Consider the following 26335-nt stretch of genomic DNA (forward strand, 5'->3'; position numbering starts at 1 on the left):
GCACGACGCGGGCCGCGGGAGAGCTCCCGGGCCCGCGTCGACGGCGGTGGTCACGCGCGCAGCGTGGCACCCACCCGGGCGTGCGCCTCGGCGACGACCGCGTCGCGCACCGCTGCCGCGTCGGCGGCCGTCAGCGTCCGGTCGGCCGCGCGCAGCCGCAGCGCGAACGCGAGCGACTTGCGCCCCGGTCCGACCTGGTCGCCGGTGTACACGTCGAACAGGTGCACGTCCTCCAGCACGTCGCCCGCGGGGCTCCCCGCAGCGCCCGCGCGGACCGCCGCGAGGACGTCCGCGGCGGGCACGTCGGCGGCGACGACCAGGGCGACGTCCTCCTTGGCGACCGGGAACGTCGAGACCGGCACGGCCGTCACCGGCTCGTCACCGGCCGCCGCGAGCAGGGCCGTGAGGTCCAGCTCGAAGGCGACCGCGCGGGCCGGCAGGTCCAGGGCGGCGACGACCTTCGGGTGCAGCTCGCCCGCGTGGCCCACGACGACGCCCGAGGGCACCGTCAGGCGCGCGCACCGGCCGGGGTGGAACGGTGCCCGCTCCGGGTCCGCCGTCGACGTCACGTCGACGCCGACCACCTGCGCGACACGACGCACGTGCGCCAGGACGTCCTCGACGTCCGCACGACGCCCCGCACGCCCCGGGCCGGCCGGCTCGGCGAGACCCGTCAGCACAGCCGCGACGTGCAACGGCTGCGCCGGGACGGCCGCGGCGAGCGCGGCGAGCTGGTCGTCGCTCGGGCGCACCCCCCCGGGCAGGCGCGGCGCGGGCGCCGCTCCCGCGTCCGGCCGCGTGACCAGGCCCATCTCGAACAGCCCGACGTCGGCGTTCCCGCGTGCGACGTTGCGCCGTGCGGTGTCGAGCAGCGTGACGAGCAGGTCCGTCCGCATCAGCGGCTGCCCGTCGGTCAGGGGGTTGACCAGACGGACGGCGCGGCGACGCTCGTCGTCCGCCGGCAGGCCGAGCGCGTCGAGCTGGTCGGTGCCGACGAACGGGTAGCTCAGCACCTCGACGAGGCCGCCGCCGGCCAGCGTGTCCGCGACCGCCCGTCGGACCCGCTGCCCGCGCGTCAGGCCGCGGCCCGACGGTGCGGGCGGCACGATCGAGGGGATCGCGTCGTAGCCCCGCAGCCGCGCGACCTCCTCCACGAGGTCGACGCCCGCCGTGAGGTCCGGGCGCCACGTCGGCACGCGCACCTGCCACGTGGCGTCCGCGTCGTCGACCTCGCAGCCGATCTCGGTGAGAGTCGCGCGCACCTCGTCGTCCGTGTACGGCACACCCACGAGACGGGCCGCCTGCGCGGGGTCGAACGCCACCGGAGGCGGCGCCACCGTGGTGTCGACGTCCGTGAGCGCGTCGTCGACCGTCCCGCCGCCGTGCTCGACGAGCAGCGCTGCCGCCCGCGCGACGGCGACCCGCGGCAGCCGGGGGTCCACTCCCCGCTCGAACCGCTTGGACGCCTCGGACGTCAGCCGGTGGCGCCGCGACGAGCGCGCGACCGTCACCGGGTCGAAGTGCGCAGCCTCGAGCAGCAGGTCCGTGGTCGCGGCACCGACCTCGGAGTCGGCCCCGCCCATGACGCCCGCGATCCCCAGCACGCGGGCTCCGCGCCCGCCGGTGGAGTCCGTGATCAGCAGGTCCTGCGGGTCCAGCGTGCGCTCGACGTCGTCGAGCGTCGTGACGCGCTCCCCCGCTCGTGCCCGCCGCACGACGACGGGCGCGGTCAGCGTGCCCAGGTCGTAGGCGTGCATCGGCTGCCCGAGGTCGAGCATGACGTAGTTCGTCACGTCCACCGCGAGGCTGATCGGACGCATCCCCGCCTGCGTGAGCCGCCGCTGCATCCACGCCGGCGACGGCCCGGACGCCCGCACGCCACGCACGACCTGCGCGACGAACCTGTCGCAGCCGGGCACCCCGTGGATGCCCTCGTCGTCGTCGACCTCGACGCCGAACCCGGCGGGCCGCTCACGCAGCACGTCGTCCGTCGCGAGACCCGCGTCCGTGAAGCGCGCCCCGGTCGAGTGCGCGTACTCCCGGGCGACGCCGCGCATGGAGAAGCAGTACCCGCGGTCCGGGGTGACGTTGATCTCGAGGACCTCGTCGGCCAGCCCCAGCAGCCGCAGCGCGTCCGTCCCCGGTTCCGTGACGTCCTCGCCGTACCCGAGCCGCGACAGCACGATGATGCCCGCGTGGTCCTCGCCCAGGCCCAGCTCGCGGGCCGAGCAGATCATGCCGTCCGACACGTGGCCGTAGGTCTTGCGCGCCGCGATCGGGAACGGCCCGGGCAGGACCGCGCCGGGCAGCGCGACGACGACCCGGTCGCCGACCCCGAAGTTGTGCGCGCCGCACACGATGCCGCGCGGGACCGTCGGGTCCCCCGCGTCGTCGAGGTCGTTGTGCCCGCCGACGTCGACGCGGCACCAGTTGATGGTCTTGCCGTTCTTCTGCGGCTCGGGCGTCAGCTCGACGACCTGCCCCACGACGAGCGGGCCGGTGACTCCGGAGGTGTGGATCGCCTCCTCCTCGAGCCCGACGCGCACGAGGTCGGCGGCCAGCTGCTCCGCCGTGAGGTCGGTGGGGACGTCGACGTGCTCGGCGAGCCACGTCAGCGGGACACGAGGCATGTCAGATCACCGTCCGGAACTGCTCGGAGAAGCGCACGTCGCCCTCGACCATGTCACGCATGTCGGCGATGCCGTGCCGGAGCATGAGCGTGCGCTCGAGGCCCATGCCGAACGCGTACCCGGAGTACACGTCGGGGTCCACGCCGCAGGCGCGCAGGACGTTGGGGTTGACCATGCCGCACCCTCCCCACTCGATCCAGCCGGGCCCGCCCTTCTTCTGCGGGAACCACAGGTCCATCTCCGCCGACGGCTCGGTGAAGGGGAAGAACGACGGCCGCAGGCGCGTGCGGGCCTCGGGACCGAACATCGACCGCGCGAAGTGGTCCAGCGTGCCCTTGAGGTGCGCCATCGTCAGGCCCTTGTCGATCGCGAGCCCCTCGACCTGGTGGAACACCGGTGTGTGGGTCGCGTCCAGCGCGTCGGTGCGGAACACCTTGCCCGGGCACGCGATGTACACCGGCACGCCGCGCTCGAGCAGCGTGCGCGCCTGCACCGGCGACGTGTGCGTGCGCAGCACGAGCCCCGACGCGTCGTCCGGCACCTGCGGGTCCTGCGGGGCGACGAAGAACGTGTCCTGCATCTGCCGCGCCGGGTGGTCGACGCCGAAGTTCAGCGCGTCGAAGTTGAACCACTCGGCCTCGAGCTCGGGCCCCTCGGCGATCTCCCAACCCATCGCGACGAACACGTCGGCGATGCGCTCCGAGAGCGTGGACAGCGGGTGCCGTGCCCCGAGCGGGAGCCGCTCGGCGGGCACCGTCACGTCGACGGACTCCTCGACGAGCACCCGCGCGTCGCGCTCGGCCTCCAGCTGCGTCGTGCGGGCCGCGACGGCCGCGTTGACGCGACCGCGCGCCTGGCCGACGAGCTTGCCGGCCACGGCCTTGTCGGGGCCGGGCAGGCCGCCGATCGCGCGGTTGGCCAGCGCGAGCGGGCTGGCGTCACCGGTGTGCGCGAGCCGTGCGGACTTCAGGGCGTCGAGGTCGCCGGCGGCGGCGACCGCCGCGAGCGCGGCGTCGACGGCCGCGGCGACGCCGTCGGCGTCGAGCGGGGACAGCGGTGTGTCGCTGGTCATCAGGACCTTCCAGGGCGGTTCGGCGACGGCCGGGTCGTACCCCACGAACAGCGCGGGGGCGCACGTCGGCCGACTGGCGAGTCTAGTGGCGCCCGTCCGGGGGCTGTCGGACCGTCCCGCAGTGCGGTGACGTGTCAGGCACGCCGGTCAGCGTGCGCGTGCGCGGTCCGCGCGGCCCGGGACGGGCCGGCGAAATCGGTGACCACCGCCGGTGACGGCGAGCAGGGCGCGCATGCGTCCATGCTGCCACAGCACCGCCTCAGCGCCCGAGCGGATACGTCGCGACGGTCGAGTACAGCGGCCCGCCGCCGCGGCCCTCGCCAGGCCGCGAGTCGACGAGCGTGAGCGCGTCCACGCGCCACGTCGGCCCCTCGTACACGGCGAGCGCCTGCTCGAACACCTCGGGGGGCAGCAGGTCCGCCCTGTCCGTGCCGGGCGGGCGGCCCGGTCCGTGCCCTCCGGCGCGCCCGCCGGAGCCGGTCGCGCGGGAGCCCCGGCGTGGTGGCCGCGCAGCAGGTCGCGCGCGGCCCACCGTCAGGTGCGGCCGGTGCCGCACGCGCGCGTCCGGCCGCACGTCGTGCTCCTGGCCGACCTCGCGCGCCGCGTCCGCGAGGGCGACCATCGCGGCGACGTCGCCCCCGGTCCCGACCCACAGGGTGCGGTGGGCGAACACCCCGGCGCCCCGCAGCTGCAGGTCGAACGGCTCGACCTCCGCCGCGGCGCGTGCCAGACCCGCGCCGATCGCCTCGGTCACGCCGTCGGGCACCGCGCCGTAGAACGCGGCCGTCAGGTGCCAGGTCTCACGCGCGGACCAGCGCACGCCGTCGTCCTGGGACGGGGAGCCGCGCCGCACGACGGCCAGCGCGAGGTCGAGGTGGTCGAGGACGTCGTCGGGGGGCCAGACGGCGGCGAACAGTCGCATCGGACCAGCGTGCCAGGTGCCGGCACCTCAGCGCTGGGCGCGCCCCGACGCGTACAGGCAGACGGCCGCCGCAGTGGCCAGGTTCAGCGACTCGGCCCGGCCCCGTAGCGGCACCCGGACCGCGGCGTCGGCCAGCGCCAGGTCCTCGTCCCGCAGACCCCACGCCTCGTTGCCGAACACCCAGGCGGTCGGGGCGGCCAGGTCCGGCACCCCCGCCGGTGGCGCGCCCGCGACGTCGAGCAGGTCGTCGAGGTCGTGCGTCCCGGTGCCGGCGGCGGCGAGCACCTGCAGACCCGCCGCCCGCAGCGCGGCGACCGCCTCGGCGAGCTCGGGCCCGGTCACCACCGGCAGGTGGAAGAGCGACCCTGCGGTCGCCCGGACGCACTTGGGGTTGTGCACGTCGACGCTGCTCGCGGTGAGGACCACCGCGTCGGCGCCCGCCGCGTCCGCCGCGCGCAGCACGGTGCCCGCGTTGCCCGGGTCCCGCACGTGCGCCAGCACGGCGACGAGCCGGGGACGCTCCGCCAGGACGGGCGCCAGCTGCGCGCGGACCACGTCCACGACGGCGACGACGCCCTGCGCGTCCGGGCTCATCGCGTCGAGCACCTCGGGCGTGCCGGTGCGCACGCGCGCGCCCGCGGCCAGCGCGGCATCGACGATCTCGGGGTACCGGGCCTCCGCGTCGGGCGTCACGAACACGTCGTGCACGCGTGGACCGCCGGGGGCCACGGCCTCGCGCACGGCCTGCGGCCCCTCGACGAGGAACGTGCCGGACCGCCGCCGGACGCTGCGGCCCGCGAGGGCGCGCACCGCCTTGACGCGGTCGGCGCGAGGGTTCGTCAGCAGGTCGTCGGGCACTCCCCCATCATCCCCGGTCCTGCGGGGACGACGACGCCCCCGCCGTCACGTGGACGACGGGGGCGTCGACAGCGCCTGCCGGGCCGCGAACGGCTCGGAGGTGACGCGTCAGGTCAGGCTGCTGCGCGGGGCGCGTTGACGTCCTCGGGCAGGGCCGCCTTGGCGACCTGCACGAGCGCGGCGAACGCCGCGGCGTCGTTGACGGCCATGTCGGCCAGGACGCGACGGTCCACCTCGACACCCGCGGCCTTGAGGCCCTGGATGAGGCGGTTGTACGTCATGCCGTTCTCGCGCGCCGCCGCGTTGATCCGCTGGATCCACAGCTTGCGGAAGTCGCCCTTGCGCGCCTTGCGGTCGCGGTAGGCGTAGACCAGGGAGTGGGTGACCTGCTCCTTGGCCTTGCGGTACAGGCGCGAGCGCTGCCCGCGGTAGCCGCTCGCCCGCTCGAGGGTCGTCCGGCGCTTCTTCTGGGCGTTGACCGCCCGCTTCACGCGTGCCACGTGATGCTCCTTGCGTAGTCCGGGGCTCGTCGCTCCGTCGGCGCCGTGCGGCGCCGATCAGGTCAGCGACCGAGCAGCTTCTTGATCTTGGGGGTGTCAGCGGGCGAGACGACGACGTCGCCGGCGATACGGCGGGTGCGGCGGCTCGACTTGTGCTCGAGGAGGTGACGTCCGCCAGCCTGCTCGCGCATGACCTTGCCGGTGCCGGTGACCCGGAACCGCTTCTTGGCACCGGAGTGCGTCTTGTTCTTCGGCATGGCTGCCGTGTCTCCTTGTCGTTCGCATCGCACGGTCGTGCGACTCGTGGGTCGTCCGGGCGCGGGGTGGGCGCGCCCGTGCGGATGATCAGTCGGACTTCTCGCCGTCCGTCGTGCTGCGCGGGCCGGGGCGCGGCGCAGGCTTGGGCGGTCCCCCGGCCGGGGGACCCGGACGGGCTGCGGGGTTCGGCGCCGAGGTCGGACGCGGCACCGCGGGACGCGGAGCCGACGCACCCGCGGCCGGCGACGGGGCCGGACGGGCGGCGGGCGCCGACGAGGCGGCAGGACGCGCGGCCGGTGCCGACGACCGCGGCGCGGACGACGACGGGCGCGGTGCGGACGTGGACCGCGGTGCGGAGGACGTCGAGCGGGGTGCGGACGACGTCGAGCGCGGCGCGGGCGGACCCGAGCGACGCGGTGCCGACGACGCGGCCGGTGCCGAGGGCTGGACGCGCTCGGCGGGCGTGTCCGCCGCCGGCGTCTCGGCCGGCTGCACGGGCTCGGGACGGCGCTCGCGCGCCACGGGGGGCCACGGGATGTGCTCGACAGGCGCCTCGGACTCGTCGGTCGACGTCGTGCCGTCCTCGTTCTGCGAGGCGGCCCGACGCTGCTCGTTGCGCTGCTCGGCCTTCTTCTTGGTCGGCCCGAGCACCATGATCATGTTGCGGCCGTCCTGCTTCGGCATGCTCTCGATGAAGCCGAGCTCGGCGACGTCGGCTGCCAGACGCTGCAGGAGGCGCACGCCCATCTCCGGGCGCGACTGCTCGCGGCCGCGGAACATGATCATGACCTTGACCTTGTCGCCGGCCTTGAGGAACCGCTCGACGTGGCCCTTCTTCGTGCCGTAGTCGTGCGGGTCGATCTTCAGCCGGAAACGGATCTCCTTGAGGATCGTGTTGGCCTGGTTGCGCCGGGCCTCACGCGCCTTCATGTCGGCTTCGTACTTGAACTTGCCGAAGTCCATGATCTTGCACACGGGAGGACGAGCGGTCGGGGCCACCTCGACCAGGTCGAGGTCCGCGTCCTGGGCCAGACGCAGAGCGTCCTCCAGGCGCACGATGCCGACCTGCTCACCGTTGGGTCCGACGAGTCGGACCTCGGCGACGCGGATCCGATCGTTGATGCGGGGCTCGCTGATGTGGTGCTCCTCGGGTTCGTCGTGGTGGACCCCCAGGAACGAGGAAGGCCCCCGCCCTGGGCACAGGGGGAGGCCTCGTCCGACGTCCACGGTCGTCAGACGACCGTCGACCGGCCGACGGGGAGGACCCGTCGACCTTCGGACCGTGACCCGGTTCCCTGTCGTCGGACGAGCCGAGCGGTCGGGGCCAGGTGGGAGGGACTCCACTTGTGCATCCGCTCCGCCGCGTGCCCCCGACTCCGGCACGGGCACCCGGGACATCTCCCGGGGGGCCGTGCGACAGGACGAGGGCGCGCGACAGCGCGAATCAGTCGAGCCCAGGCTAGCAGACCCGGCGGGCGGCGTGCACGTACGGCAGATCATCGTGCGGCCTGCACCACCACACTGGAATGATTCCAGAAAACGTGCTCAGATGACCCCCATGACGGACACCGACCTGCTGCGGCAGCACGGGCTGCGGGTCACCGCTCCCCGGCTCGCCGTGCTCGACGCGCTCGAGGGCCACGCGCACCTCGATGCCGACGCCGTGCTCCAGCGGGTCCGCGCCGCCGTGCCCACCGTCTCCGTGCAGGCGGTGTACGACGTGCTGCACGCGCTGTCCGACGCCGGGCTGCTGCGCCGCATCGAGCCGGCCGGGCACCCCGCCCGCTACGAGCGGCGCACGGGCGACAACCACCACCACGTCGTGTGCCGCGCGTGCGGCGCGGTGGACGACGTCGACTGCGCCGTCGGGCACGCGCCGTGCCTGACCCCGAGCTCGACCGCGGGCTTCGCCGTCGAGACCGCCGAGGTCACGTACTGGGGCCTGTGCCCCGCCTGCCGCACCGTCGGCTGACACCACCCGCGCCGGCCACGCCGGCGCCCACGATCCCGCCGGGCCCGTCCGCCCGGTCGACGAGAGGAACACGCCTTGACCCAGGTCCCCACCACCACGACCAACTCCGGTGCACCCGTCGCGTCCGACGCGCACGCGCTGTCCGTCGGCGCCGACGGCCCCATCGCGCTGCACGACCACTACCTGGTCGAGAAGCTCGCGCAGTTCAACCGCGAGCGCGTGCCGGAGCGCGTCGTGCACGCCAAGGGCGGCGGCGCGTTCGGCACCTTCACCGTGACGCAGGACGTGTCGGCGTACACGCGCGCCGCGGTGTTCCAGCCGGGCGTGGCGACCGAGATGCTCGCCCGCTTCTCGACGGTCGCCGGCGAGCAGGGTTCCCCCGACACGTGGCGCGACCCGCGCGGCTTCGCGCTGAAGTTCTACACGTCCGAGGGCAACTACGACCTGGTGGGCAACAACACCCCGGTCTTCTTCATCCGGGACGGCATCAAGTTCCCCGACTTCATCCACTCGCAGAAGCGTCTGCCGGGCTCGCACCTGCGCGACAACGACATGCAGTGGGACTTCTGGACGCTGTCGCCGGAGTCGGCGCACCAGGTGACGTGGCTCATGGGCGACCGCGGCATCCCGGCGACGTGGCGCACCATGGACGGCTTCGGCTCACACACCTACCAGTGGATCAACGCGGCCGGCGAGCGGTTCTGGGTCAAGTACCACTTCAAGACCCAGCAGGGCATCGAGAACATGCCTGCCGACGTCGCTGCGCAGCTCGCAGGGTCCGACGCCGACCACCACATCCGGGACCTGCACGAGCACATCGAGGCCGGCGACTTCCCGCGCTGGACGCTCAGCGTGCAGGTCATGCCGTACGCCGACGCCGCGGAGTACCGGTTCAACCCGTTCGACCTGACGAAGGTGTGGCCGCACGGCGACTACCCGCTGATCGAGGTCGGCGTGATGGAGCTCAACCGCAACCCGGAGAACTACTTCGCGCAGATCGAGCAGGCGACCTTCGCGCCGAGCAACTTCGTGCCCGGCATCGCGGCGAGCCCCGACAAGATGCTGCTCGCGCGGATCTTCTCCTACGCCGACGCCCACCGGTACCGCGTCGGCACCAACCACGCGCAGCTCCCGGTGAACGCGCCGAAGTCGCCCGTGCACTCCTACTCGCAGGACGGTGCCGCGCGCTACACCTTCTCGTCGGCCACGACGCCGGTGTACGCGCCGAACTCGGTCGGCGGCCCCGCGGCCGACCCGGCCCGCGCCGGCGAGGGCGGCTGGGAGTCGGACGGCGCCCTGGTGCGCACGGCGGCCACCCTGCACCCCGAGGACGACGACTTCGGCCAGGCGGGCACGCTGTACCGCGAGGTCTTCGACGACGCCGCACGCGCCCGGTTCCTCGACACCATCACCGGCCACGTCGGCGGCGTGAAGCGCTCGGACATCCGCGAGCGCGCGATCCAGTACTGGACGAACGTCGACGCCGGCCTGGGCAGCGCCCTGCGCGGGCGCCTGACCGCGATCGACGCACCCGTCGAGACCGGCGAGCCGGGCACCGCGAGCCTGCCGGTCGCCTGACCTGCACGGCATCGGCCGGTCCCCCACCGGCCGCGACGGCCCCGCACCCTCGTGGTGCGGGGCCGTCCGCCGTCCGGCGTGGACCGTGTCGCCGCGGTGAGAGGATCGGCCCATGAGCGAGACCACCCCCGAGGACGCGACGGACCCGACGACCCAGGCCGTCCGCGACATCGCCGACGTCGCCGCCGTCGAGGTCATCACGGCGGCAGCCGTGCACCTCATGAGCGCCGCCGCGGTGAAGTGCGGCCTCGCGGAGGACGACGCGCAGGGGCCCGGCGGCCGTCACCGGGACCTCGACGAGGCGCGCAAGCTCATCACGGCGCTCGCCGCGCTGGTCACCACCGCGGCGCCCGACATCGGCAACCAGCACGCGCGCTCGCTGCGCGACGGCCTGCGGTCGTTGCAGCTGGCGTTCCGCGAGGCGTCGCCGTTCCCGGACGCCCCCGGTGAGGGGCCGGGCGAGAAGTTCACGGGGCCGGTGTCCTGACGATCGTCCCGCATCGAGGGCGTACCCTCGATGCGGCGCGAGCGTCGGCGACCGGTGAACGAGGACCGCCGACGCGACGCCGACACCCAGGACGAGGCACGAGGAGCGAGCATGCGGCACGAGCCCGCGGGGACCGAGGTGGCCGACGTGGCCTGCTCGGGCGACCCCCGCCGCCGCACCGCCGCCTGAGGACCCTGCCGACCAGCTCTGCGAGGTCCGTCGCCACCGCGCGACGCCCGACGGCCCGGTCGCGGCGCTCCCCGCCGCCCTCCCGCCGACCACCACCCCGCTCCCCCGTGCCCGCCAGGGCCGGACGAGCCGTCGCGCCCTCGCGACCGGTCGGCGGTCCCGACGTACGGAAACCGAGACCCGACATGCTCCCCCTGACCGAGAAGCAGCTGCGCACCTCGTTCGTGAACGCCTCACGACGCGAGGCGAACGACGCCACCCTGCCCGACCTGTCCGCCCTCGACTGGGACCGCCTCGAGTACCTCGGGTGGCACGACCGGCGCGCGCCGCTGTCCGCCTACGTCGTCGTCGAGCTCGACGACGGACCGGTCGGCGTGCTGCTGCGCGCGGCCGACCCGCCGAAGGTCCGCCGTCGCACCATCTGCGCGTGGTGCGAGGACGTCGTCGTCACGGACGACGTCTCGATGTACGTCGCCCGCCGCGGCGGCGCGTCCGGCAAGCGCGGCAACACGATCGGCACGCTGATCTGCACCGACTTCACGTGCTCGCGCAACGTGCGACGCCCGCCCACGCGCACCGAGGCGGGTTCGGACGCCGAGGCCCTGCGGGAGCAGATCGTCGCGCGTCGCATCGCCGGGCTGCGTGAGCGCTCGGTGCGCTTCGTCGAGGAGATCCGCCGCACCCGCTGAGGCGGACGGGCCCGCCGGGCGCTGCGCGGCGTCAGCGCGACGCGCTGCCGCCGACGGTGGCGTCCGGCGGGCCGTCGACCCGGTCGCGCGACGCCGCGAGCGCCGCGCGACGCCGCCCCGCGATCGCGACGACGACCAGCCCGGCGCCCGCCACCGCGCCACCCACGACGGCCGCGGTGGCGAACCCGGCACCGGCACCGGCGCGGTCGATCACCATGCCGCACACCGGCGCACCGAGCGCGTTGCCGAAGGTCTGCATCGTGCCGGCCCACCCCATGACCTCACCGCGCCGGTGCTCCGGGACCAGCCGGACGAGCGTGGCGTTGATCGACGAGAGCGCCGGCGCGCACGGCAGCCCGGCGACGAACATCGCCACGGCGAGCGCCAGGGGGCCGGTGGCGACCACGGCCGGGACCGTAGCCACCGCCAGTACCGCGACGAGGGCCAACGGCGACGGCTGCCGGGCGCGCGTGCCGTGCACGAGGCCGCCCAGGAGGGACCCGCCGGCCCACAGCGCGAGCATCCAGCCGACGTCCCCGGCGCGTCCGGCGTCGTTCAGCTCCGCGACGAGCGAGACGTCGGTCCCGATGAGGACGAACGACGCCGCGACCGCCGCGAGCAGCACGACGAGCAGCTGCGGGGTCACCACCCGACCGCCCGGCTCCTCGGGTGCCAGGTCCGAGCGGGGTGCCGACCGGGTGGGCGGGTTGGCCCACAGCAGCAGCGCGCCGGCCCCGACCGTCGCGACACCGACGACCGTGAGGCCGACCAGGCTCGACCCCTGGGTCACCAGCAGCACCCCGAGCACCGGCGCCAGCATGAAGGTCATCTCGGTGCACACGGAGTCCAGCGCGAAGGCGGCCTGCTGCTGCGCGGGCGGCACGAGGACCGACAGCGACTGGCGCACCACCGAGAACACGGGCACGAGGAACATGCCGCCGAGGAACGCCACCACGATCAGTGCGCCGTACCCGAGGTGGGGCGCGACGAGCCAGACTGCGGACTCGACCACGATCGACGGCAGCACCGCGCGGCGCAGGCCGAGACGGTCCACCAGGCGCCCGCGCCACGGCGCGCCGACCGCCAGCCCGACCGTGAGCGACGCGGTGACGATCCCCGCGCGCCCGTAGCCCTCGTCGAGGGCGCCGACCACGTGCAGTGTCAGGACCACGCCCGACATCGCGTGCGGGAGCCGTGCGACCAGCGCGATGAGGAAGAGCCGCAGCACGCCCGGCAGGCGCAGGACGTCGGAGTAGGCGGAACGCACGGTCCCCCATGCTCACGCCTCGCCCGGGGGCAGCCCGCACCGGCGCCCGGGATGCCGGGAAGGTCGTCTCCCCCGGTCGTGCGTCGCGCACCGCCTCCGGACGCGCGGCCCTCCGGGCGGTCACCGGCCGGCCGGAGCACCCGCCCTATCCTGGGGCGATGACCGGACCGCACGGATCCTTTCCCGACCCGGGGCACGCCCGTCCGGCCCCCGCGGCCCCGACCGCGCCCCTGCCGCCCGGCTGGGCGGGACCCGCAGCCGCGTCCGCGCCGTCGGCCGACCCGGTCCCCGACGTCGCGCCGCGTCGCCGTTCCAGCCGCGCGGTCCCGGTGCTCGCCGTCGCGCTCGTCGCCGTCCTCGTGGCGTCCAGCGTCCTCGGGTGGCGGCTGTGGACCACGACGCAGGCGTGGCAGGAGTCGGCGGCCGGGTGGGAGGAGCTCGCCCGCACGCACGGCGAGGACCTCGCGCAGACCACGGCCGAGCTGGAGGCGACGACGGGAGAGCTCGGGGCGACCCGTGGCCAGCTCGCGGCCGCCACCGCGCGTATCACCGAGCTGGCCGACGAGAAGGCGCAGCTCGGCGACACGACGGCCGCCCAGCAGCAGCTGGCCGACTACCAGCAGCGCGTCTCGCAGGCGGCGGGCCGTGTCGCGACGGCGCTCGCCACCTGCATCGACGGCCAGGAGAAGCTCATCGGGTACCTGGAGGACGCGGCCTCCTACGACGCGGCGGACATCGCCCGCTTCCGCGGGGACGTCGAACGGGTCTGCGGGGCTGCGACGGACGCCAACGCCCAGCTGCAGACCGAGCTCTCCCGGTGACGCCTCGTCCAGGGGCCGCGCGCTGCGTCCTGGTCGCCGGTGGCACCGCCCTGCTGACCGCGCTCACCGGGTGCGCCTACCTGCCCGACCCTCCCCCGCCGGTTCCCACGAGCGTCGTCCCCACGGCTGCTCCCGCCCCCGCTGCCGCCGCGGACGGCACCCAGCTGTCGCCGGACGGCTTCGACGCCGCGCAACGCATGGCGGTGCGCATCCGCAACATCGGGTGCGGCGGGCTGTCGACCGGGTCGGGCTTCGCGCTCGACGAGCACACGCTCGTCACCAACCGGCACGTCGTCGCGGACTCCGCCGAGCTGCAGCTGAGCACGTACGACGGCCGCGACGTCGCCGCCGAGGCCGCGAGCACCGCCGGGCTGGCCGACCTGGCGGTGGTCCGCACGGTCGACGCCCTGCCCGCCGCGCCGGTGCTGGCGGAGGCCGACCCCCAGGTCGGTGACGCCGTGACGGTGGTCGGCTACCCGCTGGGGCGGCAGCTGACCGTGACGGACGGCAGGGTCGTCGGCGCGGTCACCGACCCGCTCAACGAGAACCTCGGCGAGGTCCTCGTGACGGACGCACCCGTCGAGCCCGGCAGCTCCGGCTCGGCGGCGCTGGACGCGCAGGGACGGGTGATCGGCGTGGTGTACGCGAAGAACGCCGACGGGATGAGCTTCCTGGTCCCCGTGAGCACGCTGCGCGCCATGCTGGGGGACGACACGGCGTTCGCGCCCGCACCCACGTGCGGGTGACGCGCGAGCGCCCGACCGGCAGGGAGACCACCGCATGACCGAGCGGAGCTTCGACACGAGCGGCCTGACCCGGGCCGCGTCCGACACGTTCACGGTCCGCCGGGTGTTCGGTGAGCCGTACGAGCGCGGCGGACGCCTCGTGGTGCCCGTCGCGCGGGTCACCGGCATGACCGGGTCCGGCGCGGGCAATGACGAGCGCGGCTCGAGCGACGGAGGTGGTGGCGGGTTCGCGGCGCACGTGCGGCCGCTGGGCGTCTTCGAGCTCGGCGACGACGGCGCCCGCTGGCACCCGACCGTCGACGTGAACCGCGCGATCCTCGGCGGGCAGATCGCCGCCACGGTCGTCGCGAGCTTCTGGGCGCTGGCCTGGGCGGTCCGCCGGCGCTGACCCTCAGGCGGGACGGACCCGCAGCTCGAGGGAGTCGACGCGCGCCGCGATGACCGGGTCGTGCGCCAGCGCGTCGTTGACCTGCGCGAGGACCCCGTCCAGACCCGCGCGATCCAGCCCTGCGGGCAGGGCGAGCCGGACCGCCACCTCGGCGCGCGTGCCCGGGACCGCGTCGGCCTCGACGACGAGACGGATGTCGGCGAGCGCCGCGCCCACCGCGGCGCGGACGTCCTCGTCGACACGTCCGTCGCGCACCGCGGGCTGCCAGTCGCGCCCCTGGGCGAGCGCGTACACGGCCGTGCGTGGCAGCGCGACCGTCACCGGCCCGGCAGGGTCCAGCACGAGGACCTCCCAGCCCTCGGCGACCGCCGACAGTGCGGCCCGCGGCACCGCCGTGGGCACCGGGCGCGCGTCGGGCCGCCACCGCGTCATGGCGTCGACCCCTGAGAAGACAGGCAGCGCGGTGCGCCCGTCGGGCGTGCGCAGGGCGACGATGCCGGCCGACGCCTCCTTGTCCACGGTGTGCGCGTGGCCGTCGTGCTCCACGACGCCCGCGGCCTCGAGCTCGGCCAGGACGGGGACGAGGACGCGCGTCGGGGCGAGCGCCACGACGACGTCCGTGAGCGGGACCTCGCCCGCGCCGTAGCGCGCCAGGACCGCCGCCAGGCCGGGGTCGGGCGATCCGTCGTCCCCCGCGAAGGGCGACGACGGCGGCAGCTCGCGGCCCCTCACGGGCGACCGGCGACGTCCAGGGCCTGCGGCAGCGTGAACGCACGCGCGTACAGCGCCTTGCCGACGATCGCACCCTCGACGCCGACCGGCACGAGCGTGCGCAGCGCACGCACGTCCTCCAGGCTCGACACGCCGCCCGACGCCACGACGGGGGCCGACGTCCGGGCACACACCTCCCGCAGCAGGTCGAGGTTGGGCCCGCGCAGCGTGCCGTCCTTCGTCACGTCGGTCACGACGTACCGCGAGCAGCCGGCCTCGTCGAGGCGAGCCAGGACCTCCCACAGGTCGCCGCCCTCCTGCGTCCAGCCGCGCGCCGCGAGCGTCGTGCCGCGCACGTCCAGCCCGACGGCGATCTGCTCGCCGTGCGAGGCGATCACCCGGGCGGTCCACTCGGGGTCCTCGAGGGCGGCCGTGCCCAGGTTGACGCGGGTGGCGCCCGTCGCGAGCGCACGCTCGAGCGACTCGTCGTCACGGATGCCGCCGGACAGCTCGACCTTGACGCCCTTGGCCGCGAGGTCGGCGGCGACCTTGCCGAGCAGGACGGCGTTGCTGCCCCGCCCGAACGCCGCGTCGAGGTCGACCAGGTGGATCCACTCCGCACCGCCGGCGTACCAGTCGAGGGCGGCGGCCAGCGGGTCGCCGTACGAGGTCTCCGACCCTGCCTCGCCCTGCACGAGCCGCACGGCCTGGCCGTTGGCGACGTCGACGGCGGGCAGCAGCTCGAGCCGGGGCTCACGCGTGGATGTCATGGGTCCTCTCCGGGTGGTGCCGCACCGGTCCCAGGGCGGGGCCGGTGCCGGGCGGTGCTCAGCGCAGCGAGCCGACCCAGTGGGACAGCAGCTGCGCGCCGGCGTCGCCGGACTTCTCGGGGTGGAACTGGGTGGCGGCCAACGGGCCGTTCTCGACCGCGGCGACGAACCGCCCGCCGTGCTGCGACCAGGTCACGAGCGGGCGGGGCAGCGGGTGCTCCCCCGCGGTCGGCTCGTCGGCCAGCGGGAACGTCCGCGCGGCGTAGGAGTGCACGAAGTAGAAGCGCTCGTCGGCGAGGCCCTCGAAGAGCACGGACCCGGCCGGCGGCTGCACCGGGGACCAGCCCATGTGCGGGACGACGTCCGCCTCCAGGCGGTCGACCACGCCGGGCCACTCCCCGAGGCCGTCCGCCCGCACGCCGTGCTCGACGCCCTCGCTGAACATGACCTGCATGCCGACGCAGATGCCGAGCACGGGGCGACCGCCCGCGAGACGACGGTCGACGATCTGCTCACCACCGACGGCCCGCAGACCGGCCATGCAGGCGGCGAACGCGCCCACGCCGGGCACGACCAGACCGTCGGCGTCGAGCGCCGCCTTCTTGTCGGCGGTCAGCACGACGTCGGCACCGACCCGGGCGAGCGCACGCACCGCGGAGCGCACGTTGCCGAAGCCGTAGTCGAGAACGACGACACGGGGAGACACGCGGACAGGGTACCCGCGGGGCCGGGTGGCTCCGGCGACCGTCCGGACGCCGGGACGTGCTGCGCCCCGCCCCCTGCCCTGCTCAGCGTCGGTGGGAGGCCAGCAGCCGCATCGCCTTCCAGCGCGAGAGGCCGACGGACGAGACCACGCCCTCGACCTCCGAGGCGGGGACGTCGCCGAGCAGCAGGTCCTCGAGGACGGGCGGCGCGCCGGAGAGGACCAGCCCCGCGGGGAGGTCCTTCTCGTGCGCTCCGGCGACCCACTGCGACGCGGAGACCTTGCCCTCGCGACGCTCGAGCAGCACGACGGGCACCTGGCGCAGGAGACGCGAGACCGCCGCTGCCGCCGTCGCGCCGGACGCCGGGTCGCGCAGCACCGCCAGGGCACCGACCGGCGAGGGGACGGCGTCGACGTCGACGGACGCGAGCGAGCAGGCAGCCGCGAGCGCGTCGGCGACAGCGACCTGCGTGACGACGACGGCGACCGTCGGTGGCTGCGCGGCGGTCAGCCCCGACAGGTCGTCGGGCACCTGGAGGCCGCCCAGGTCGTCGTCGCTCACAGCGCACCCTTCGTCGAGGGGACGCCGTCCACGCGCGGGTCGAGGGCGACGGCCGCACGCAGGGCACGCGCGAGCGCCTTGAACTGCGCCTCGATGATGTGGTGCGGGTCGCGGCCCGCCAGGACGCGGACGTGCATGCTGAACGCGGCGTGGTGCGCGATCGACTCCAGCACGTGGGCGGTCAGGGAGCCCGTGAAGTGCCCCCCGATGAGGTGGTACTCCTGCCCGGCCGGCTCACCGCTGTGGACGAGGTACGGACGTCCGGACACGTCGACCACGGCCTGCGCCAGCGCCTCGTCGAGCGGCACCGTCGCGTCGCCGTACCGCGCGATGCCGCGCTTGTCGCCCAGCGCCTCGCGCAGCGCCTGCCCCAGGACGATCGCCGTGTCCTCGACGGTGTGGTGCACGTCGATGTGGGTGTCGCCCTTCGCCTGCACCGTCAGGTCGATGAGGGAGTGCTTGCCGAGCGCCGTGAGCATGTGGTCGTAGAAGGGCACGCTCGTGTCGATCTGGGTGCGTCCCGTGCCGTCGAGGTCGAGCTCGACCAGGACGCTGGACTCGCTCGTGCTGCGCTCGATGCGCGCCGTACGGCGGCGTGCCTCACTCATCGTCCCGTCACCTCCACCAGGGCGTCCTTGAACGCCGACGTCTCCGCCGGGGTGCCGACCGACACCCGCAGCCATCCCTCGGGGCCCGTGACGCGCACGAGGACCCCGCGGTCGAGCAGACCCTGCCAGACCGCGCCGCGGTCGTCGAACGTGCCGAAGAGCACGAAGTTCGCGTCCGAGTCCGCCGCCTCGAGGCCCTGGGCCCGCAGCCACGTCACGAGCGCGTCGCGCTCGGCGCGCAGCGAACCCACCTGGGCCATCAGCTCGGGGGCGTGCCGCAGCGCGGCGCGCGCGACGGCCTGCGTGACGGCCGACAGGTGGTACGGCAGCCGGACGACGCGCAGCGCGTCCACGAGCTCGCGGGACGCGGACAGGTAGCCCACCCGCGCGCCGGCCAGGCCGAACGCCTTGGACATCGTGCGGCTCACCGCGAGGTTCGGGTGCGCGTCGAGCAGCTCGAGCGCGGACGGCGTCCCGGCGCGACGGAACTCGCCGTACGCCTCGTCGACCACGACGACGCAGCCGCCGGGCACGCGGGACGCACCGTCGAGCACGGCGCGGACCGTGTCGCGCGGCAGCGCCGTGCCGGTCGGGTTGTTGGGGCTCGCGAGCAGCACGACGCTCGGCGCGTGCTCCGCGATCGTCGCCAGCGCGTGCTCCGGGTCGAGCGTGAAGTCCTCCGCACGCCGCCCGACGACCCAGGCGGTCGACGTGTCCCGCGCGTACTCGGGGTACATCGAGTACGTCGGCGCGAAGGACAGGGCGGTACGGCCCGGGCCGCCGAACGCCTGCAGGACGTGCAGCATGATCTCGTTCGAGCCGTTCGCCGCCCACATCTGCTCGGGCTCGCGGTGCACACCGGACTCGACCTCGAGGTACGCGGCCAGGTCGGCGCGCAGGGCGGCGAAGTCGCGGTCCGGGTAGCGGTTGAGCCCACGCGTCGCCTCGGCCACGGCGGCGGCCACGTCGGCCACGACCTGCTCGGACGGCGGGTAGGGGTTCTCGTTGACGTTGAGCAGCACCGGGACGTCGAGCTGCGGGGCACCGTACGGCTCGAGGCCGACGAGCTCGGGGCGCAGCGGCAGCGTGCCGGGCGACAGGTCGGGGGCGGCGGTCACGTCCCCGAGTCTAGGTTCCGCGTTGCACCGGTCGGCGGTGCCGCCCACCCAGCGGTCCGTGTCGGCACGCGGACGTACGCTGCCGGACATGCCCCCGCACACCGCCCCCGCGCCCGTCGTCGACCGCGTCGCGCTGCGGGCCCAGGCCGAGGAGGTGCTGCGGGCGCTCGTCGGGCGCGACGACGCCCGCCTGCACGAGGACCAGTGGCAGGCCGTCGAGGCGCTCGTCGCGGACCGCCGCCGCGTGCTCGTCGTGCAGCGCACCGGCTGGGGCAAGTCGGCCGTGTACTTCGTCGCGACCGCGCTGCTGCGGCGCGGGGTCGCCGGGCCGCCGCGCGGGGCGACGATCATCGTCTCGCCGCTGCTCGCGCTCATGCGCAACCAGGTCGACGCGGCCCGCCGCGCCGGCATCGCGGCCGAGACGCTGAACTCGGCCAACCAGCAGGACTGGGACGACGTGCACGCGCGCATCGCCGCAGGCCAGGTCGACGTGCTGCTCGTCTCCCCCGAGCGCCTCAACAACCCGGGGTTCCGCGACGAGGTGCTGCCACGGCTCGCGGCCGACGCGGGGCTCGTCGTCGTGGACGAGGCGCACTGCGTCTCCGACTGGGGCCACGACTTCCGGCCCGACTACCGCCGCATCGGGACGCTGCTGGGCGAGCTGCCCGCCGGCGTGCCGGTGCTCGCGACCACGGCGACGGCCAACGAGCGCGTCACGGCGGACGTCGCCGAGCAGCTCGCCGTGACGGACGTCGGCGGCGCGACCCAGGACGGCACGCTCGTCCTGCGCGGCACGCTCGACCGCCCGAGCCTGCGGCTGCAGGTCACCTCGCTGCCGGACGTCGCGACGCGGCTGGCGTGGCTCGCCGCGACGCTGCCCACCCTCGAGGGCTCGGGCATCGTGTACTGCCTGACGATCGCCGCGGTCGAGCAGGTCACCGAGCACCTGCGCGCCGCGGGCCTCGACGTGCGGGCGTACACGGGGCAGACGGACCCGACCGAGCGCGAGGCGATCGAGGGCGACCTGCTGGCCAACCGCGTCAAGGCCCTGGTCGCGACCTCGGCCCTCGGCATGGGCTACGACAAGCCCGACCTGGGGTTCGTCGTGCACATGGGCGCGCCGTCCTCCCCCATCGCGTACTACCAGCAGGTGGGGCGCGCCGGGCGCGCGACCGCACGCGCCGACGTCGTCCTGCTCCCGGGTCACGACGACCAGGCGATCTGGGAGTGGTTCGCGTCGACCGCCTTCCCGCCCGAGGACCAGGTCCGCGCGACCCTCGCGGCGCTCGACGCCCACGGCACGCTGTCGACGGCTGCGCTGGAGACGTACGTCAGCCTGCGCCGCAGCCGCCTCGAGGGGATGCTCAAGGTGCTCGACGTGGACGGCGCGGTGCGGCGCGTCCGCGGCGGGTGGCAGTCGACGGGGCGCCCGTGGGCCTACGACGGCGAACGGTACGCACGCGTCACCGCGGCGCGCCGGGCCGAGCAGCGCACCATGCTGGACTACCAGGCCACCGAGGGCTGCCGCATGGCGTTCCTGCGCGCCGCCCTCGACGACCCCGAGCTCCCCGAGGGCTGGCGGTGCGGCCGCTGCGACCGGTGCACGGGCACGTCCGTCGGCGCGGTCCCCGACGCGTCGGCCGTCGACCACGCGCGCGAGCTGCTCGCGGTGCCGGGCGAGCCGGTGACGGCGCGGCGGCAGTGGCCCTCGGGGCTCGGCGCGCTCGGTCTGGACCTCAAGGGACGCCTTGCCGCCGGTGAGCAGGTGGGCGAGGGTCGTGCGGTCGGACGTCTCGACGCGCTCGGCTGGGGCGGCCCGCTGCGGGAGGCGCTGCGCGAGCAGGTGCCGGCGGAGCTGCCGGGCAACCTGCGCCCCGCGGTCCGCACGGTCCTGGAGGCGTGGTCTCCGCAGGTGGACGTCGTGGTCGCGATCGCCTCCGACAGCCGCGGCGCCCTCGTCGAGCACCTCGCGGCGGGCACGGCACGCCTGCTCGGCGTCCCGCTGCTCGGTGCGTTCGCGTCCACGGGGTCCCCCTCGCGGCACGACGTGAACTCGGCACAACGGCTCGCCGACGTGCTGCGCCACCTGGACCTGCCGTCGGACGTGGCGCAGGACGTCGCCGGCAGGCGCGTCCTGCTCGTCGACGACCGCACGGACACGGGGTGGACCCTGACCGTCGCGGGGCGTCTCCTGCGCCGCGCGGGTGCGAGCGAGGTGCTGCCGTTCGTCCTCGGCGTGGGCTGAGCCGGCCCGGTGACGCCTCCCGCTCAGAACCTGGCGCGGACGGCCTCACCGTGGGCGGGCAGCCCCTCGGCGTCGGCGAGCGCCACGATCCGGTCGGTGACGGCCGCGAGCGAGTCGGCGTCGTACTCGATGACCTGCACGGCGCGCAGGAACGAGTGGACACCCAGGCCGCTGGCGAAGTGCGAGCAGCCGCCGGTGGGCAGGACGTGGTTCGACCCCGCCATGTAGTCGCCCAGCGACACCGGTGACCAGGGCCCGACGAAGATGGCGCCGGCGCTGCTGACGCGGTCCGCCCACGCCGCGGCGTCGGTCGTCTGGATCTCGAGGTGCTCGGCGCCGTACGCGTTGACGACGTCGAGGCCCGCCTCGAGGTCGTCCACGAGCACGATCGCGGACTGCGAGCCCGCGAGTGCGGTCGACACCCGCTCCCGGTTGGGGGTGACCTCGACGCGGTCGACGAGCGCGGCCTCCACCGCGCCGGCGAGCTCGACGGACGGCGTGACCAGCACCGCCGCGGCGAGCGGGTCGTGCTCCGCCTGCGAGATGAGGTCCGCGGCGACGTGCGCGGGGTCCGCGGTCCCGTCGGCGAGGATCGCGATCTCGGTCGGCCCGGCCTCGGAGTCGATGCCCACCAGACCCCGCACGAGCCGCTTGGCCGCGGTGACGTAGACGTTGCCGGGTCCGGTGATGACGTCGACCGGTTCGCACAGCGTCACGTCGTCCACGTCGTCGCTGCCGTCGGCGCCGTAGGCGAGCATCGCGACCGCCTGCGCCCCGCCGACCGCGTACACCTCGTCGACGCCGAGCAGCGCGCACGTGCCCAGGACCACGGGGTCGGGCAGGCCGTCGCGGTCCTTCTGCGGCGGCGAGACGACCGCGAGCGAGGTCACCCCCGCCTCCTGCGCGGCGACGACGTTCATCACCACGGACGAGGGGTACACGGCGAGCCCACCGGGCACGTACAGCCCCACCCGCCGCACGGGGAGCCAGCGCTGGCGCACCTGGGCGCCGGGCGCGACGTCGACCGTGAAGTCCTGCGGGCGCTGGGCGGCGTGCACCCGTCGCACGCGGGCGATGGTCTCCTCGAGCGCGGAGCGCACCTGAGGGTCCAGCGCGGCTGCCGCGTCGGCGAGGACGTCGGACGGCACGCGCAGGTGGACGGGCCGCACGCCGTCGAGGCGTTCGGCCAGGTCACGCAGGGCGGCTGCGCCCCGGGTGCGGACGTCCTCGAGGATCGGCGTGACGACGGCAGCGGCGTGCTCGACGTCGAGCTCGGCGCGGGGCAGCTCGGCCAGCAGCTCACGACGTGACGGACGGCGACCACGCAGGTCGATGCGGGAGATCACGCCCTGAGTCTAGGACGGGGCGCAGAGCACCCGCGTGATCGTCCCGCGCCCCGGTCGCCCGGCTCCCGAGGAGCGCGTGACTGTCACACTGGACCCGTGACGCGTGACGACGAGCCCATCCGCCTCGGCCAGTTCCTCAAGCTCGGCGGTATCGCCGAGACCGGTGGTCACGCCCGCGCACTGCTCGACGACGGCGCCGTCACCGTGAACGGCGAGCCCGAGTCCCGCCGCGGCCGGCAGCTGCGGCCCGGCGACGTCGTGGAGGTCGACCTCCCGAACGGCGTGCAGCGCGCGACCGTCAAGGGCTGACGCGTACCTCAGGACGCCAGGCAGCTCGGTCCCAGCAGCGCCTTGAGGTCGCCGAACAGCGAGGGCGACCGCTCGACGCGCAGACCGTCCTCGAGCCGCATGATCACCGCGCGGCCGGGGCTCGTCAGGCGCAGGTGCACCTCCGTCACCCCAGGGTGCGTCGAGAGCACCTCGCGCAACCGGTCCACCACGGGGGGCGTGCAGCGCCCCTCGGTCAGCGACACGACGACCGGCGAGTCCGCGGCCTGCGAGGTGTCGGGGATCGACACCTCCATCGCCTGCAGCTGCATCGTGTCGTCGCGACGCCGCACCCTGCCGCGCACGACGAGCACGGCGTCCTCGGCCAGCACGGTCGAGTACGCCAGGTAGGTCTCGCCGAAGAACATGATCTCGACTGAGCCCTCCATGTCCTCCAGGGTCACCGCCGCCCAGGGGTTGCCCTGCTTGGACATCTTGCGCTGCAGGCTCGTCACCAGGCCCGCGACCACGACGGTGGACCCGTCCGGCCGCGCCTCGTCCGCGTTCAGCGTCGCGATCGAGACGTCGGCCTGCGCCGAGAGCACGTGCTCGAGCCCCGACAGCGGGTGGTCCGACACGTACAGGCCGAGCATCTCGCGCTCGAACGCCAGACGCTGCTTCTTGTCCCAGTCCGGCAGGTCGGGGATCGTCACGGCGATGCCCGAGCCGGTCTCGTCCTCACCGGCCAGGTCGGCGAACAGGTCGAACTGGCCGGTCGCCTCCTTGCGCTTGACGTCGATGACCGCGTCGACCGCCTGCTCGTGCACGAGCAGCAGCGCGCGGCGCGGGTGCCCCAGCGCGTCGAACGCCCCCGCCTTGATGAGCGACTCGATGGTCCGCTTGTTGCAGACGACGGCCGGCACCTTGTCGAGGAAGTCCGTGAACGACGTGAACGCGCCCTTCTCCTCGCGTGCGGCGACGATCGCGTCGACCACGTTCGCCCCGACGTTGCGCACGGCCGTGAGCCCGAACCGGATGTCGGTGCCGACCGCCGTGAAGTTCGCGGACGACGAGTTCACGTCGGGCGGCAGCACCGTGATGCCCATGTGGCGGCACTCGCCGAGGTACAGCGCCGACTTGTCCTTGTCGTCGCGCACGCTCGTGAGCAGCGCGGCCATGTACTCGGTCGGGTAGTTGGCCTTGAGGTACGCCGTCCAGTAGGACACGACGCCGTACGCCGCGGAGTGCGCCTTGTTGAACGCGTACCCCGCGAACGGCACGAGGACGTCCCACACCGCCTGGATCGCGGCGTCGGAGTACCCGCGCTCGCGCATGCCCGCCTGGAAGGGGACGAACTCCTTGTCGAGCACCTCCTGCTTCTTCTTGCCCATGGCGCGACGCAGCAGGTCGGCCTGTCCGAGCGAGTAGCCGGCCAGCACCTGGGCGGCCTTCTGCACCTGCTCCTGGTACACGATCAGGCCGTGCGTGACGCCCACCACGTCCTGGAGCGGCTCGACCAGCTCGGGGTGGATCGGCTCGATCTCCTGCAGGCCGTTCTTGCGCAGCGCGTAGTTGACGTGCGAGTTCATGCCCATCGGCCCCGGGCGGTACAGCGCGATGACGGCCGAGATGTCCTCGAAGTTGTCGGGACGCATCTGCCGCAGCAGCGACCGCATCGGCCCACCGTCGAGCTGGAACACCCCGAGGGTGTCACCGCGGCCCAGCAGCTCGTAGGTCGGCGGGTCGTCCAGCGGCACCTCCTCGATGAGGATCGCGGGCTTGCCGTTCATCACGATGTTCTCGAGCGCGTCGTCGAGGATCGTGAGGTTGCGCAGGCCGAGGAAGTCCATCTTGATCAGCCCGAGCGCCTCGGACGCCGGCTGGTCGAACTGCGTGATGATCGCGCCGTCCTGCGGACGCTTCATGATCGGGATGATGTCGATCAGCGGCTCGCTGGACATGATGACGCCGGCCGCGTGCACGCCCCACTGCCGCTTGAGGTTCTCCAGGCCGCGCGCGGTCTCGAGCACGCGCTGCGCCTCGGGGTCCGCCGCGACGACCTGCCGGAACTCGTCGGCCTCCGCGTACCGCGGGTGCTCCGGGTCGTACATGCCCGACAGCGGGATGTCCTTGCCCATGACGGGCGGCGGCATCGCCTTGGTGAGCTTCTCCCCCATGGCGAACGGGAAGCCGAGCACGCGCGACGCGTCCTTGAGCGCCTGCTTGGCCTTGATGGTGCCGTAGGTGACGATCTGGCAGACCCGGTCGTCGCCGTACTTGTCGCTGACGTAGCGGATGACCTCGCCGCGGCGGCGCTCGTCGAAGTCGACGTCGACGTCGGGCCAGGAGACGCGCTCGGGGTTGAGGAACCGCTCGAAGATCAGACCGTGCTCGAGCGGGTCGAGCTCGGTGATGCCGACCGCGTAGGACGCCATGGACCCGGCGGCCGAGCCACGACCTGGCCCCACCCGGATGCCCTGCTTCTTGGCCCAGTTGATGAAGTCGGCGACGACGAGGAAGTAGCCCGAGAAACCGAGCTGGGTGATGACACCCGTCTCGTAGTCCGCCTGCTTGCGCACGGCGTCCGGGACCGAGCCGTGGTACCGACGCAGGAGGCCGTTCTCGACCTCCTTGATGAACCACGAGTCCTCGTTCTCCCCGGCCGGGACGGGGAAGCGTGGCATGTAGTTGGCGTCGGTGTTGAACTTCACCTCGCACTGCTCGGCGATCCGCAGCGTGTTGTCGCACGCCTCGGGCAGCTCGGCCCACGTGCGGCGCATCTCGGCGGCCGACTGCACGTAGTACCCCGTGCCACCGAACGCGAACCGCGAGCCCCCCTGGTCGCTCGTGGGCTCGTCGAGCGTCGAGCCCGACTGCACCGCGAGCAGGACCTCGTGCGCGTGCGCGTCCTCCTGCCGCGTGTAGTGCAGGTCGTTCGTCGCGACGAGCGGCGCCCCGACGCTCTCGGCGACACGCAGGAGGTCCTTGATCACCCGGCGCTCGATGTCGAGGCCGTGGTCCATGACCTCGATGTAGAAGTAGTCCTTGCCGAAGATGTCCTGCAGCTCGCCGGCGGTGCGCACGGCCTCGTCGTAGTGCCCCAGACGCAGCCTCGTCTGGATCTCGCCCGACGGGCACCCGCTCGTCGCGATCATGCCCTCGGAGTACCGGGACAGCAGCTCACGGTCCATGCGGGGCCACTTGCCCATCTGCCCCTCGACCGAGGCCAGCGACCCCATCCGGAAGAGGTTGTGCATGCCCTCGGTCGTGCGGCTCAGCAGCGTCAGGTGCGTGTAGGCGCCGCGTGCCGAGACGTCGTCGGCCGCCTGGTGCGCCTCGCCCCAGCGCACCCGGTTCTGGTCGAACCGGCTGGTGCCGGGTGTGACGTACGCCTCGAGGCCGATGATCGGCTTGATGCCGCGATCGGTCGCCTTCTGCCAGAACTCGAACGCACCGAACAGGTACCCGTGGTCGGTGATCGCCATCGCCGTCTGACCCAGGCGTGCAGCTTCGTCGAGCATCTCGCCGATGCGCGCCGCACCGTCGAGCATCGAGTACTCGCTGTGCACGTGGAGGTGGACGAAGGACGGGTCCGGGGATCCTCCAGCAGCCATGCGGGCGATCCTAC

26 protein-coding genes are annotated in these 26335 nt (G+C 74.3%); 10 read left to right on the forward strand and 16 right to left on the reverse strand.

Translation table 11 applies throughout. The features are described from left to right. Nucleotides 1–50 precede the first annotated feature (50 nt). From pheT to infC, 7 genes are all read right to left on the reverse strand, one after another. Nucleotides 51–2630, reverse strand: a complete 2580-nt coding sequence (gene pheT / locus IR158_RS17750; protein WP_291815339.1) for a phenylalanine--tRNA ligase subunit beta — start codon at nt 2628–2630, stop codon at nt 51–53. 1 nt (nt 2631) lies between these two features. After that, nucleotides 2632–3702: a phenylalanine--tRNA ligase subunit alpha gene (pheS, locus tag IR158_RS17755; protein ID WP_291815341.1), complete on the reverse strand. Its 1071-nt coding sequence runs from the start codon at nt 3700–3702 to the stop codon at nt 2632–2634. Nucleotides 3703–3961: 259 nt separating this feature from the next. After that, the gene (gene thpR / locus IR158_RS17760; protein WP_291815344.1) at nt 3962–4624 is read right to left on the reverse strand and encodes an RNA 2',3'-cyclic phosphodiesterase; all 663 of its coding nucleotides are present in this window, start codon (nt 4622–4624) and stop codon (nt 3962–3964) included. Nucleotides 4625–4651: 27 nt separating this feature from the next. Further along, nucleotides 4652–5482 (reverse strand): RNA methyltransferase, encoded by an 831-nt coding sequence (locus IR158_RS17765; RefSeq protein WP_291815347.1) that lies wholly within the window; start codon nt 5480–5482, stop codon nt 4652–4654. Between the two features lie 113 nt (nt 5483–5595). Then, the gene (gene rplT, locus IR158_RS17770) at nt 5596–5982 is read right to left on the reverse strand and encodes a 50S ribosomal protein L20 (protein WP_291815350.1); all 387 of its coding nucleotides are present in this window, start codon (nt 5980–5982) and stop codon (nt 5596–5598) included. Nucleotides 5983–6044: 62 nt separating this feature from the next. After that, nucleotides 6045–6239 carry a 50S ribosomal protein L35 gene (rpmI, locus tag IR158_RS17775; protein ID WP_046528208.1) on the reverse strand — a complete coding sequence of 65 codons (195 nt, stop codon included), beginning with the start codon at nt 6237–6239 and terminating at the stop codon, nt 6045–6047. A gap of 88 nt (nt 6240–6327) precedes the next feature. Next, nucleotides 6328–7467 (reverse strand): translation initiation factor IF-3, encoded by a 1140-nt coding sequence (gene infC / locus IR158_RS17780; RefSeq protein ID WP_291815359.1) that lies wholly within the window; start codon nt 7465–7467, stop codon nt 6328–6330. Nucleotides 7468–7798: 331 nt separating this feature from the next. Between infC and IR158_RS17785 the strand changes: the two genes are divergently transcribed. From IR158_RS17785 to IR158_RS17805, 5 genes are all read left to right on the forward strand, one after another. Further along, nucleotides 7799–8212 (forward strand): Fur family transcriptional regulator, encoded by a 414-nt coding sequence (locus IR158_RS17785; protein WP_291815508.1) that lies wholly within the window; start codon nt 7799–7801, stop codon nt 8210–8212. A 75-nt stretch (nt 8213–8287) separates the two neighbouring features. Further along, nucleotides 8288–9790, forward strand: coding sequence for a catalase (locus tag IR158_RS17790; protein WP_291815362.1), 1503 nt, complete (start codon nt 8288–8290; stop codon nt 9788–9790). Nucleotides 9791–9902: 112 nt separating this feature from the next. Next, the gene (locus IR158_RS17795; RefSeq protein WP_291815366.1) at nt 9903–10277 is read left to right on the forward strand and encodes a DUF1844 domain-containing protein; all 375 of its coding nucleotides are present in this window, start codon (nt 9903–9905) and stop codon (nt 10275–10277) included. Between the two features lie 54 nt (nt 10278–10331). Then, the gene (locus IR158_RS17800) at nt 10332–10466 is read left to right on the forward strand and encodes a hypothetical protein (protein WP_291815369.1); all 135 of its coding nucleotides are present in this window, start codon (nt 10332–10334) and stop codon (nt 10464–10466) included. Nucleotides 10467–10651: 185 nt separating this feature from the next. After that, a complete protein-coding gene (locus IR158_RS17805; protein WP_291815372.1) occupies nt 10652–11155 on the forward strand; it encodes an FBP domain-containing protein in 504 nt (167 codons plus the stop codon). A gap of 31 nt (nt 11156–11186) precedes the next feature. On the opposite strand, the gene IR158_RS17810 is transcribed toward IR158_RS17805, so the two are convergent. After that, on the reverse strand, nt 11187–12422 hold the full coding sequence (locus IR158_RS17810) for an MFS transporter (RefSeq protein ID WP_291815375.1): 1236 nt from the start codon (nt 12420–12422) through the stop codon (nt 11187–11189). 158 nt (nt 12423–12580) lie between these two features. On the opposite strand from IR158_RS17810, the gene IR158_RS17815 reads away from it, so the two are divergent. The 3 genes from IR158_RS17815 to IR158_RS17825 are packed head-to-tail and all read left to right on the forward strand — an operon-like array spanning nt 12581 to nt 14377. Next, complete coding sequence (locus tag IR158_RS17815; protein ID WP_291815377.1) at nt 12581–13243, forward strand: hypothetical protein; 663 nt, start codon at nt 12581–12583, stop codon at nt 13241–13243. Next, nucleotides 13240–13989, forward strand: a complete 750-nt coding sequence (locus tag IR158_RS17820) for a serine protease (RefSeq protein ID WP_291815380.1) — start codon at nt 13240–13242, stop codon at nt 13987–13989. Before IR158_RS17815 ends, IR158_RS17820 begins: the two co-directional genes overlap by 4 nt. Nucleotides 13990–14023: 34 nt before the next feature. Next, complete coding sequence (locus IR158_RS17825; RefSeq protein WP_291815382.1) at nt 14024–14377, forward strand: hypothetical protein; 354 nt, start codon at nt 14024–14026, stop codon at nt 14375–14377. 3 nt (nt 14378–14380) lie between these two features. Here the strand turns inward: IR158_RS17825 and IR158_RS17830 are convergent, their stop codons facing one another. From IR158_RS17830 to IR158_RS17855, 6 genes are all read right to left on the reverse strand, one after another. Then, a complete protein-coding gene (locus IR158_RS17830) occupies nt 14381–15109 on the reverse strand; it encodes an SseB family protein (protein ID WP_291815385.1) in 729 nt (242 codons plus the stop codon). Then, on the reverse strand, nt 15106–15858 hold the full coding sequence (priA, locus tag IR158_RS17835; protein WP_227577669.1) for a bifunctional 1-(5-phosphoribosyl)-5-((5-phosphoribosylamino)methylideneamino)imidazole-4-carboxamide isomerase/phosphoribosylanthranilate isomerase PriA: 753 nt from the start codon (nt 15856–15858) through the stop codon (nt 15106–15108). Before priA ends, IR158_RS17830 begins: the two co-directional genes overlap by 4 nt. Nucleotides 15859–15916: 58 nt before the next feature. Next, complete coding sequence (gene hisH / locus IR158_RS17840) at nt 15917–16564, reverse strand: imidazole glycerol phosphate synthase subunit HisH (RefSeq protein ID WP_291815391.1); 648 nt, start codon at nt 16562–16564, stop codon at nt 15917–15919. A gap of 82 nt (nt 16565–16646) precedes the next feature. After that, nucleotides 16647–17123, reverse strand: a complete 477-nt coding sequence (locus IR158_RS17845) for a hypothetical protein (protein ID WP_291815394.1) — start codon at nt 17121–17123, stop codon at nt 16647–16649. Further along, nucleotides 17120–17731, reverse strand: a complete 612-nt coding sequence (gene hisB / locus IR158_RS17850) for an imidazoleglycerol-phosphate dehydratase HisB (RefSeq protein ID WP_291815396.1) — start codon at nt 17729–17731, stop codon at nt 17120–17122. Before hisB ends, IR158_RS17845 begins: the two co-directional genes overlap by 4 nt. Then, nucleotides 17728–18849, reverse strand: a complete 1122-nt coding sequence (locus tag IR158_RS17855; protein ID WP_291815399.1) for a histidinol-phosphate transaminase — start codon at nt 18847–18849, stop codon at nt 17728–17730. The genes hisB and IR158_RS17855 overlap by 4 nt, the downstream gene beginning before the upstream one ends. Nucleotides 18850–18937: 88 nt before the next feature. Between IR158_RS17855 and IR158_RS17860 the strand changes: the two genes are divergently transcribed. Then, nucleotides 18938–21094, forward strand: a complete 2157-nt coding sequence (locus tag IR158_RS17860) for a RecQ family ATP-dependent DNA helicase (protein WP_291815402.1) — start codon at nt 18938–18940, stop codon at nt 21092–21094. 23 nt (nt 21095–21117) lie between these two features. On the opposite strand, the gene hisD is transcribed toward IR158_RS17860, so the two are convergent. After that, nucleotides 21118–22440 (reverse strand): histidinol dehydrogenase, encoded by a 1323-nt coding sequence (gene hisD / locus IR158_RS17865; protein WP_291815406.1) that lies wholly within the window; start codon nt 22438–22440, stop codon nt 21118–21120. Nucleotides 22441–22536: 96 nt separating this feature from the next. Here hisD and IR158_RS17870 point away from each other — a divergent pair, with 96 nt between their 5' ends. Next, nucleotides 22537–22749: an RNA-binding S4 domain-containing protein gene (locus IR158_RS17870; RefSeq protein ID WP_291815409.1), complete on the forward strand. Its 213-nt coding sequence runs from the start codon at nt 22537–22539 to the stop codon at nt 22747–22749. Between the two features lie 8 nt (nt 22750–22757). Here the strand turns inward: IR158_RS17870 and dnaE are convergent, their stop codons facing one another. After that, nucleotides 22758–26321 carry a DNA polymerase III subunit alpha gene (dnaE, locus tag IR158_RS17875; RefSeq protein ID WP_291815412.1) on the reverse strand — a complete coding sequence of 1188 codons (3564 nt, stop codon included), beginning with the start codon at nt 26319–26321 and terminating at the stop codon, nt 22758–22760. Between the last annotated feature and the right edge of the window lie 14 nt (nt 26322–26335).

Source organism: Cellulomonas sp. (assembly GCF_015234515.1).
In the GTDB taxonomy this organism is placed as follows: Bacteria; Actinomycetota; Actinomycetes; order Actinomycetales; family Cellulomonadaceae; genus Cellulomonas.

What these genes read in the sequence shown, in the direction of transcription:
- pheT (WP_291815339.1), bottom strand. Translation starts at nt 2,630, where the DNA reads ATGCCTCGTGTCCCGCTGACGTGGCTCGCCGAGCACGTCGACGTCCCC.
- pheS (WP_291815341.1), bottom strand. Translation starts at nt 3,702, where the DNA reads ATGACCAGCGACACACCGCTGTCCCCGCTCGACGCCGACGGCGTCGCC.
- thpR (WP_291815344.1), bottom strand. Translation starts at nt 4,624, where the DNA reads ATGCGACTGTTCGCCGCCGTCTGGCCCCCCGACGACGTCCTCGACCAC.
- rpmI (WP_046528208.1), bottom strand. Translation starts at nt 6,239, where the DNA reads ATGCCGAAGAACAAGACGCACTCCGGTGCCAAGAAGCGGTTCCGGGTC.
- IR158_RS17785 (WP_291815508.1), top strand. Translation starts at nt 7,799, where the DNA reads ATGACGGACACCGACCTGCTGCGGCAGCACGGGCTGCGGGTCACCGCT.
- IR158_RS17795 (WP_291815366.1), top strand. Translation starts at nt 9,903, where the DNA reads ATGAGCGAGACCACCCCCGAGGACGCGACGGACCCGACGACCCAGGCC.
- IR158_RS17805 (WP_291815372.1), top strand. Translation starts at nt 10,652, where the DNA reads ATGCTCCCCCTGACCGAGAAGCAGCTGCGCACCTCGTTCGTGAACGCC.
- IR158_RS17815 (WP_291815377.1), top strand. Translation starts at nt 12,581, where the DNA reads ATGACCGGACCGCACGGATCCTTTCCCGACCCGGGGCACGCCCGTCCG.
- IR158_RS17825 (WP_291815382.1), top strand. Translation starts at nt 14,024, where the DNA reads ATGACCGAGCGGAGCTTCGACACGAGCGGCCTGACCCGGGCCGCGTCC.
- priA (WP_227577669.1), bottom strand. Translation starts at nt 15,858, where the DNA reads ATGACATCCACGCGTGAGCCCCGGCTCGAGCTGCTGCCCGCCGTCGAC.
- hisB (WP_291815396.1), bottom strand. Translation starts at nt 17,731, where the DNA reads ATGAGTGAGGCACGCCGCCGTACGGCGCGCATCGAGCGCAGCACGAGC.
- IR158_RS17860 (WP_291815402.1), top strand. Translation starts at nt 18,938, where the DNA reads ATGCCCCCGCACACCGCCCCCGCGCCCGTCGTCGACCGCGTCGCGCTG.
- dnaE (WP_291815412.1), bottom strand. Translation starts at nt 26,321, where the DNA reads ATGGCTGCTGGAGGATCCCCGGACCCGTCCTTCGTCCACCTCCACGTG.